The 8006-nt window shown below is 34.6% G+C and carries 11 protein-coding genes; all 11 read right to left on the bottom strand.

The features are described 5' to 3' along the window. Nucleotides 1-25 precede the first annotated feature (25 nt). A complete protein-coding gene (locus AB8B65_RS09685; RefSeq protein ID WP_405300759.1) occupies nucleotides 26-1015 on the bottom strand; it encodes an acyl-ACP desaturase in 990 nt (329 codons plus the stop codon). A gap of 33 nt (nucleotides 1016-1048) precedes the next feature. After that, entirely contained in the window at nucleotides 1049-2542 is a 1494-nt protein-coding gene (locus AB8B65_RS09680; RefSeq protein WP_405300758.1) for a nicotinate phosphoribosyltransferase, read from the bottom strand. Between the two features lie 288 nt (nucleotides 2543-2830). Continuing rightward, nucleotides 2831-3586: a metallophosphoesterase gene (locus AB8B65_RS09675; RefSeq protein ID WP_405300757.1), complete on the bottom strand. Its 756-nt coding sequence runs from the start codon at nucleotides 3584-3586 to the stop codon at nucleotides 2831-2833. A 21-nt stretch (nucleotides 3587-3607) separates the two neighbouring features. Then, nucleotides 3608-3739, bottom strand: a complete 132-nt coding sequence (locus AB8B65_RS09670; protein ID WP_405300756.1) for a hypothetical protein — start codon at nucleotides 3737-3739, stop codon at nucleotides 3608-3610. Further along, entirely contained in the window at nucleotides 3727-4296 is a 570-nt protein-coding gene (locus AB8B65_RS09665) for a prolyl hydroxylase family protein (RefSeq protein WP_405300755.1), read from the bottom strand. The genes AB8B65_RS09670 and AB8B65_RS09665 overlap by 13 nt, the downstream gene beginning before the upstream one ends. Further along, nucleotides 4284-4739 (bottom strand): hypothetical protein, encoded by a 456-nt coding sequence (locus AB8B65_RS09660; RefSeq protein ID WP_405300754.1) that lies wholly within the window; start codon nucleotides 4737-4739, stop codon nucleotides 4284-4286. Before AB8B65_RS09660 ends, AB8B65_RS09665 begins: the two co-directional genes overlap by 13 nt. A gap of 2 nt (nucleotides 4740-4741) precedes the next feature. Continuing rightward, complete coding sequence (locus AB8B65_RS09655) at nucleotides 4742-5281, bottom strand: RNA 2'-phosphotransferase (RefSeq protein ID WP_405300753.1); 540 nt, start codon at nucleotides 5279-5281, stop codon at nucleotides 4742-4744. Next, nucleotides 5278-5913, bottom strand: a complete 636-nt coding sequence (locus tag AB8B65_RS09650; RefSeq protein WP_405300752.1) for a DUF4291 domain-containing protein — start codon at nucleotides 5911-5913, stop codon at nucleotides 5278-5280. Before AB8B65_RS09650 ends, AB8B65_RS09655 begins: the two co-directional genes overlap by 4 nt. A gap of 5 nt (nucleotides 5914-5918) precedes the next feature. Further along, on the bottom strand, nucleotides 5919-6836 hold the full coding sequence (locus tag AB8B65_RS09645; protein ID WP_405300751.1) for an ADP-ribosylglycohydrolase family protein: 918 nt from the start codon (nucleotides 6834-6836) through the stop codon (nucleotides 5919-5921). Further along, nucleotides 6823-7344, bottom strand: coding sequence for an O-acetyl-ADP-ribose deacetylase (locus AB8B65_RS09640; protein ID WP_405300750.1), 522 nt, complete (start codon nucleotides 7342-7344; stop codon nucleotides 6823-6825). The genes AB8B65_RS09645 and AB8B65_RS09640 overlap by 14 nt, the downstream gene beginning before the upstream one ends. 2 nt (nucleotides 7345-7346) lie before the next feature. Beyond that, nucleotides 7347-8006: TIGR02452 family protein (locus tag AB8B65_RS09635; protein WP_405300749.1), on the bottom strand; the 660-nt coding region annotated here is incomplete at its 5' end.

Raw genomic sequence — 8006 nt, 5'->3', positions numbered from 1 at the left:
TCTAAAAGGCAAAGCCGATCTAAGTTTAAAGCATTCCATTCGCTTCAACCCATTTGAATCTCGTAATATCTTCTGGAATAGCAACACGATCCGCAATACGCGCCATACGATCTGGTAATTTCATTACATAGTCACGTGCTTTTTTGGCAGTATCTGTTAAATCGTTCAATTTATCAATTTCCCAATATGCATTTAACTTCCGCAGGATATCAATATAATCATGTGTTGTATATACGCCGATACGTTGTGCGGCATTGGAAAAGTTTTCAAAAGCAGTTCCGATAGCTTCTCCCGATTCACGAACAAATTGTGCCGGCATCACGATTTTTTTACGCATCATATCTTCAAAAGCCAACATCATTTCGCTTGGATCGTATTTAAGAATTGTTTTTACAAATTCTCTATACGCCAAGTGGTGTCTCATTTCGTCACCAGCAATCATGTTACACATTTTTCCTAGCAATCCATTTCCTTGCTTTTTGGCTAACTGACCTACACGTTTGTGTGAAATATTGGTTGCCAATTCTTGGAAACTTGTGTATACAAAATTTCGATATGGATCATTTGCAGTTCCAATATCAAAACCGTCATTAATCATGTGTTGTGTTGTAATCTCTATTTCGCGCATGTTTACACGACCCGATAAGTACAGATATTTATTTAAAACATCGCCATGACGATTTTCTTCTCCTGTCCAATGACGCACCCATTTTGACCAACCGTTTTTTCCGTGTTGATCAATTCCTTCTACATCCATTAACCACGATTCGTAGGTTGGTAAAGCTTCTTCAGTGATGGTGTCACCAACCAAAACTACCCATAAATCGTACCCAATTTCTTTTGCTTCTTCTCGAATTTGATGCACTTCATCAAAAAAGTTTTCTCCTTGAGCGTCTGGCAAAAAATCAGTTGGTTGCCATATTTTTTCGGGGGGAATTAGATATTTTTCCATGTAGCCATCGATTTCTTTCTCGATGGTTTGCATGACTTCTAAACGAATATTTTTTATAGACATTGGTGGTTATTTAGTATTGCTGTAAAAGTAGCATTAAATATCTACAAACGTCTCTGTTTTTATACAATTAACATCTTTCACCGATTTTGAAATAATTCTCCTAATATCTTGTAACGATTGTTCTTTAATCAATTTTCCATCTTTAAAAACAGTAGTGAGTAAACCTTGTTTTTCTTCCTTGAATGTACATTCATCCTTCAATTTAATTTGACCATTTTCAGTATACAATTGTATCAAACCTTTTGCAGATTTTTTTGTGCCATCATCCGTAATAGGATCTTTAAAAATAGCACGTCCTTCACCATTTACTTCTACATACGTAGCTTTCATTGCAAAACCAAACGTATCTCGTGTATTGTATTGATAGGTAAAACTCCCAATTCCTAACACCACATTTGTAGAAGCAAAGCCTTTTTCTTTTAAGCGTTCACAAATTTGTGTAGCTCTGTTAATTGTGATACTATCGCCATAAATAGCACCAATTTTAGGATTTAAAACTTTATATCCTTGCGCGTTTAGGCTTCCGCCGAATTCGTCCCACAGTAATTCAATCACACCTTTTGCAACGGTTTCATCTTCATGCTCGCAACCACAAATTATGTCTACTGGATCTCCTGAATCTGGACGAATTACTAATTTTCCATTACGATTTAAAATTTCTTCTTTTAGTTTTGGTAAATATTCTGTGAGCACTTTCCATAAATCCCAGGTATCTGAAACTACAGAGAGAATTCCTGTTGGATAGGTTGCTAACAAACGTCTAAACGTTTCTATTTCGTCGTCTTTGCTTCCAGCACACATTACGCTGTGTTCGGTAGCATTTACACTTCCAATCACCAATTCTTTAGTGACATCAGTATTGTAATATTTTTCAAGATTGATAGCAACCGGAAGCGTGTCACTTCCTGTAAAAGACAATGCATGTCCCATTCCGCTCAAAATAGAAGATTCTATTCCCGACATTCCACGCATAGAAAAATCGTGACCTTGCCAGTTGATAAAGTCCAAGTTTTCTTGGTCAGTTTCTTGCGCGTATTTCGTTAAAATTGTTTTGTATTGTTTTGCAATGGTAGCCGAAGTACATGGCTGCCAAATAATATTTGAAAGTAGTGTTTCTAAGTAATTTGTAATCCAGAAAAATTCTGGAAGTGTGTTTACTACGGTAAACATCGGTACACGAATTGGAACTTCTGTTCCTTCGGGTAAAGCTTTAATTTCGATAGGTAAGTAGCCTAAATCGTGTAAATCTTCAATATGTGAAATATTGTAATCGACACCTAAATAATGATCGACATATTTTTTGTATTCTGTAGCAACTTGCGTTTTTGGTTGACTGAAGAATTCAGTGTCAAATTGTTTGATGAGGTATTCTTTCATAAAGTATTGCAGTCCAAAAAAGACAACGCTGTCAATACCTTCAATTCTACTTTTACGTGGCGTCCAATTCGAATACACTTTCGTTGTTCCTTGCGGATATTGTTCTTTGTGTCCGAGTTTGTAACCGTCTGTCAGCAATAATGGATTCATAGGAATGTTATTTTGCGTTAAATATACGCAAATATAAAATGTTTTTTAGAATTGACAAGTAAATTTGCGTTTTATTCGTTGAAATTACGGGAAAATAACTCGAAATTAAAATCGAAGTTGAAACTGAATTTGGAACATCGATAGTCATTCCTGCATAGTCAGGAATCTATTTTGGTTTAAAGTGGATTTTCGGAATGACATTAAGGAATTAGAAACCTTCAATTGCTTAGAAACGACATTGCGAAAATTTTGAAAAAATTTGTAGCTATTTGCTTTTAGACATGCGGATTACTTTCTACGAATGACACGCATTTTATTTCTTCCTTTTTCATCAGGATATAGTTCTGGAAGTGGATCACTTTGCCAAAATTCTTTCGTATCAATATCTAAAATAGAAAGTTTTCCTGTAAAAGCAGCGCCAGTATCTACATCCCATAAATTATGTGCTTTAATTGGTATATGACAATCATAATTAATTGTTGGTGTATGACCTACATATATTTCTTTGTAATGCTGAAATCGTCTTGGTGCATATCGTGAATCACTGAGATTATCTAATCCTATTTTTTCGGCCAATAGCGCAGATTCAATCAGCGTTCTATCAAAATAGAAATTCTTGTGATAATGCTCTTTTAAAACGCCGTGCATTGAGGTAAATCCGGCATGAAGAAACAATCTATTTTCATCGTCAATATAATAGTTTTCTAAATTTTCATAGAATGCTAAATGCTGTTGTTTGTTATAGTTGACACGTTCATAACTTTCTAAGGTTTCTTTTCCGCCATGCATGTACCAAACATCATTTACATGTCCATCCATGAGCCATTCATGACACCAAACATCATGATTTCCACGAATGAAAATACATTTTTGCTTGGTGTTTAATTGTATGAGAAACTCAACTAATTCCGCTGATTCACTCCATCCATCTACATAATCGCCCATAAAAATCAGCGTATCATCTGTGGTAACATTGGCACGATTTAACACTTGCGTTAATGCTTTAAATCCTCCGTGTATGTCTCCTATTGCAAGTGTTCTCATTTTAAATTTTCTTCTAAAATACTATAAAATATTTGGATGCATCACAGCTTCACATTTTGGACATTCCAATTTATCTTCATCTTTTAGATCTTGATCTATTTTTTCAATAACAATATCTCTCGGAAGATCATATATTTCTTTTAAGTTTTCCATGATTCCTCAATTTTAGGAATGTATTTGTACATAATATCTGTTCGAAGTACGTATTTTATTCCGCTTTTTAATAAAGCTCCTTCATGGCGTAAACCATGTAAAAATAGTAACGCACTTCCTTTTTTAGGGCGAATCGTTGTTCCAGAATGGAATACAGTTTCTCCACCTATAAAATTGTCGTTCAAATAGATGAGAAAGCTATACTGACTTGCCTCTGTTTCGTTACGGCGATAGCTTCCATCTCTGTGCATTTTGAATCGATGTCCTATTTCATATTTATAGAAGCGAAGCATTTCATTTAAGCCAAATGCATGATTGTACCCAATTTGTGCAGGAACATGCGCTTTGATTTTTTCCCAAAGTGCTTCCGCATACGCTTCATCTTTATACATGACTCGCAAATTGTTCCGAACCGTAGTCATTAATACTTGTCTTCCGCGCAGGTTTACTTTAGCTTCTTTATATTTCTTTTTTTCACTTTTGGCAATCATTTCATCACATTCCTCATGCGATAAAAAGTTGTCAATGACGTATATGTGATCTTCTAGTTTTTCCATGATTTTTGTTTCTTTTGAAAAATTCCTGTCTTAGAATTATCTACTTTAGGATGTTTTATACTTTTATTTCTAGTATAAACAACCTTTCTTTTTTGTTTCTTATTAAGAAAAGCAAGATGTTTTTCATCAATTTGAAATACTTTAAATAGCTCTTTTACGAATTCTTTTTCAGGATCTTCAATTATTGAAAAATGAATAGAATTTAAACTGTTCTCTACTTTAATGTAAAGACAAGGTTCAATTGTTGAATAATCAATAAAATCAGCATCAATTTCAATCCATTCAACTTCAGAAAATGACAGTTCTTCAATTAATCTTTCTTCATCTGAAAATACTTTATAATCGTTAAACTTTATTGTTTCATTTTCGATGTGGACAATTTTTTTCACATCAAAACCATCAACTTTTTTCTTTTGAAAAAGATTTTTTAAAAGCAGTATCATTTTTAAAATTCTATAAATTCCGTTGGAACTGTTTCCGTGAGCCAAACACCATTTTCTGATTGATAAAAATTGTGATGCTGCGCATGCATTTCACCGCTTCTTACGGTAAGAATGATTGGTTTTCCGCGTCTGCTTCCCACATTGATTGCGGTTTCTTTATCTGCACTTAAATGTACATGTTGTCTCGTTCCTTTGATCAATCCTTTTTCTTGAATTGATGTGATAAATTTTTCAACTGTTCCGTGATATAAATAATTCGGAGGTTCTTTTGGTTGTATGCCTAAATCGATATTTACAGAATGTCCTTGGCTTGCTCTAATCATCGTTTTGTCTTCATTGAAAGCAAAACGTTTTTTATTGTTTGTTGCCACAACATCTTCTAATTCCTCCATGGAAAGAGAATATGCTCCAACGTTTATTTTTTCAAGTAAAACAGCGACTGAAGTCCAACCGTTTTCATCGAGTGTAATTCCTAGTTTATCAGGATTGTGTCTAAGTACATAACTTAGAAATTTGCTTATGCTTTTATTTTTTTTACTCATTGTAATTGTAATTTTCGTTGTAATTCCTCGCCTTCTGGTAAAAAAGGACGTTCTGCAGGAATCATTAGTTTGTCTAATTGATTTGTTTTGACGAATTCATATTGTTCTGCGACAAACGCAGAGATATCTTCTATTTCAAGAATATCTTCTTTAGCATAACTGCGGATAAATTCATTTCTGATTCCAATCTGAATTGCTCTACGTTCCAATTTTGCACCATACGGATCGTGATCTGGATCCCATTGCAAACGTACATTTGATGCTCCAACTGCTTTTTTCCAGACTTCTTGTGATTCATATAATTCAGGTTTGAAAGAAGAATGTACTGCATTTTCCAAATATTTTTGAAAAGCTTCACGCTTCAAATGAATCGCCAATACGACTTCTTGTCCAACTTTCTTTCCCCAACCATTTCGGTACATCATCCAAAGAAAATTTGGTTTTATCCAGGTCATTCGTTCCAAGCTAAATGGTCCGCCAAAAAATTGATTTTCAGCAGCAAAATTTCCAATTGCTGGTCTGTACGATTGATATACGATTATTTTTTCATCATCGTATTGTGCCATAATATGATGTCCGTTTTGTGGCCATTCATTATTTTGTTCTATATAGTTTTGTATGTGTAATTTCATGTTTTCTAATTTTTTTGATAAAACTCACTGTTACGCCAGTTTTCTACCTTGTTTTTCCAGTCTGCTGGAATGTTCTCATCTTTTGTATTCATGATGGTAATTGCACCAACAATCGCACAAATCGTATCTCTATCGCCTAAAGCGGAAACTGCTCTCCAAATGGCTTCTTGGAAATCTGTTTGATGATGCGCCGCAATCCAAATTGAAATCGGAACTGTGTCTTGTGCAATCATTTTTACACCATTCCCTAAGATTGAAACGACTGTTCTAATGTCGTAATTTGGTAAAACCGTTATTGATTTTTTGATCTTAGACGTCGTATCACAATCAGGCAATTGAGCAACTACTTTTTTGATGAATTCGTTTGGTTCAAGCGTTTTATTATCAATTTGTAATTGCGTATTAATCGCTGTGGCAACTGCAACTGCCATTGCGCCAACACAACCTTCTTCATTTGCATGCGTAATTTCAGATGATAGAAAAGCTTGTGTTGTTACTTTCTTCAAATCATCATAAAAATACGCTCCGATTAAACCAGCACGCATTGCGCCGCCATTTCCCATAGAACCCATTCCGCTGAAAGCTGCTTTTGAAACTTCTTTCCAGTTTTCGCCAGCTTCAATCGCGCGCATGGTTCTGTGCATGGCAGGTCCGTAACCTCTATTGAAGTCTAAATGATAGTTTCTAGCGAACGTTTTAGCAATAAAATCCTGATTGATTTCACCAAAGGTTTCCAATGATGTATAGATTGCAATTGCCATTACGGTATCATCTGTGAATTCCCAAGTCGTTTGTGGAATCTCACGAAAGTGAATAGCATTGTACACAGCATCTTCTGGACCAAAGAAACTTTCGCCAAATGCGTCACCAATACTATTTCCAAGCAATGATTTTTGTGCTAATTGTAATCTATGTGTTTTCATTTTTTAATAATTCGTGATAAATCTCGTAATTCTCCTGATCGAAACAACAGAAATAGAGTTCATCAATGGTATTTTTATGTTCGTATGCTGCAATCGTTTTTAATGCGATTTCAGCCGCTAATTGTTTTGGAAACTTATAAATTCCTGTGCTAATATTTGGAAATGCAATGGTTTTAATATTGTGTTCAATTGCCAAATTCAAACTGTTTGTATAACAATTTGCTAAGCGTTCTTCCTTGTCTTTTCCACCAGTATTCCAAACTGGTCCAACCGTATGAATTACATAGCTAGAAGGTAATTTTCCAGCTGTAGTAATGACAGCATCACCAGTTTTACATTTCCCTTGTCGCGCTCGAATTTTTTTACAAGCTTCCAAAATTTCTGATCCGCCTTTTCTATGAATTGCGCCATCAACACCACCGCCGCCAAGTAATGATGAGTTAGCTGCATTGACGATTGCGGCTACTTTTACTGTAGTGATGTCAGCTTGTAAAATTTGTATTTTCATGATTAAAATTCTTGTCTGAATGGTGTTATAAATTTTTCGTCTCTATCATAAATAGCAAACACCACTTTTTTAAATTGATTTTTAAATGTTGTTTCTAATACTTCTTTAAAAAGTCTTGCAATTAATACAGGATCGTTTTGAAAAACGCCACAGCCCCAAGCGCCGAGTATTAGTGTATCATTTCCGTGTAAAACAGACAATGCCAATACTTTTTCAATTCGTGTTCGCATGATAGTGGGAACTTCTGAAATTTTACGTTCTTCAACTCTTTTTACAACACCAAAGTTTACAGCAGCCGATGTAATTACCGAGCATAACACTGGCTTTTCAATTAATTCACCTTTGTTATCTCTAAAGAAAGGTACTTTTGGACTGTAAATCATACTGTCCGTATACATACAAGATTTCATGTTTCTATGATTTTCATAGAATTCAAAATTCTCCATCTGACTTGCATATAAACTAGAACCAATTGCCAAACTTTCTTCTTGAGCAAGCGCGCCATTTAAGAATCCACCACCAGGGTTTTTCGCGGAAGCAAAATTTAAACACATTATATTTTCTTCTTCTGTCAATCGTAAAATTGCTTTTAAAGAAGTTTCATCTGTAACTTCAAATTGTGTTTCGTAATTTTTATTTAATATAACAGTTGAAAGTACTTC

It is taken from the genome of Kordia sp., assembly GCF_045105435.1.
Classification (GTDB): Bacteria; Bacteroidota; Bacteroidia; order Flavobacteriales; family Flavobacteriaceae; genus Kordia.
The sequence above is the reverse complement of the archived record's forward strand: the minus strand, read 5'-3'. Positions and strand labels throughout refer to the sequence as shown.

Bases quoted from the DNA above. Each gene is read 5' to 3' on its own strand.
- AB8B65_RS09640 (WP_405300750.1), bottom strand. From the start codon at position 7,344: ATGAAAATACAAATTTTACAAGCTGACATCACTACAGTAAAAGTAGCC.
- AB8B65_RS09650 (WP_405300752.1), bottom strand. From the start codon at position 5,913: ATGAAATTACACATACAAAACTATATAGAACAAAATAATGAATGGCCA.
- AB8B65_RS09685 (WP_405300759.1), bottom strand. From the start codon at position 1,015: ATGTCTATAAAAAATATTCGTTTAGAAGTCATGCAAACCATCGAGAAA.
- AB8B65_RS09665 (WP_405300755.1), bottom strand. From the start codon at position 4,296: ATGGAAAAACTAGAAGATCACATATACGTCATTGACAACTTTTTATCG.
- AB8B65_RS09660 (WP_405300754.1), bottom strand. From the start codon at position 4,739: ATGATACTGCTTTTAAAAAATCTTTTTCAAAAGAAAAAAGTTGATGGT.
- AB8B65_RS09675 (WP_405300757.1), bottom strand. From the start codon at position 3,586: ATGAGAACACTTGCAATAGGAGACATACACGGAGGATTTAAAGCATTA.
- AB8B65_RS09670 (WP_405300756.1), bottom strand. From the start codon at position 3,739: ATGGAAAACTTAAAAGAAATATATGATCTTCCGAGAGATATTGTTATT.
- AB8B65_RS09655 (WP_405300753.1), bottom strand. From the start codon at position 5,281: ATGAGTAAAAAAAATAAAAGCATAAGCAAATTTCTAAGTTATGTACTT.
- AB8B65_RS09645 (WP_405300751.1), bottom strand. From the start codon at position 6,836: ATGAAAACACATAGATTACAATTAGCACAAAAATCATTGCTTGGAAAT.
- AB8B65_RS09680 (WP_405300758.1), bottom strand. From the start codon at position 2,542: ATGAATCCATTATTGCTGACAGACGGTTACAAACTCGGACACAAAGAA.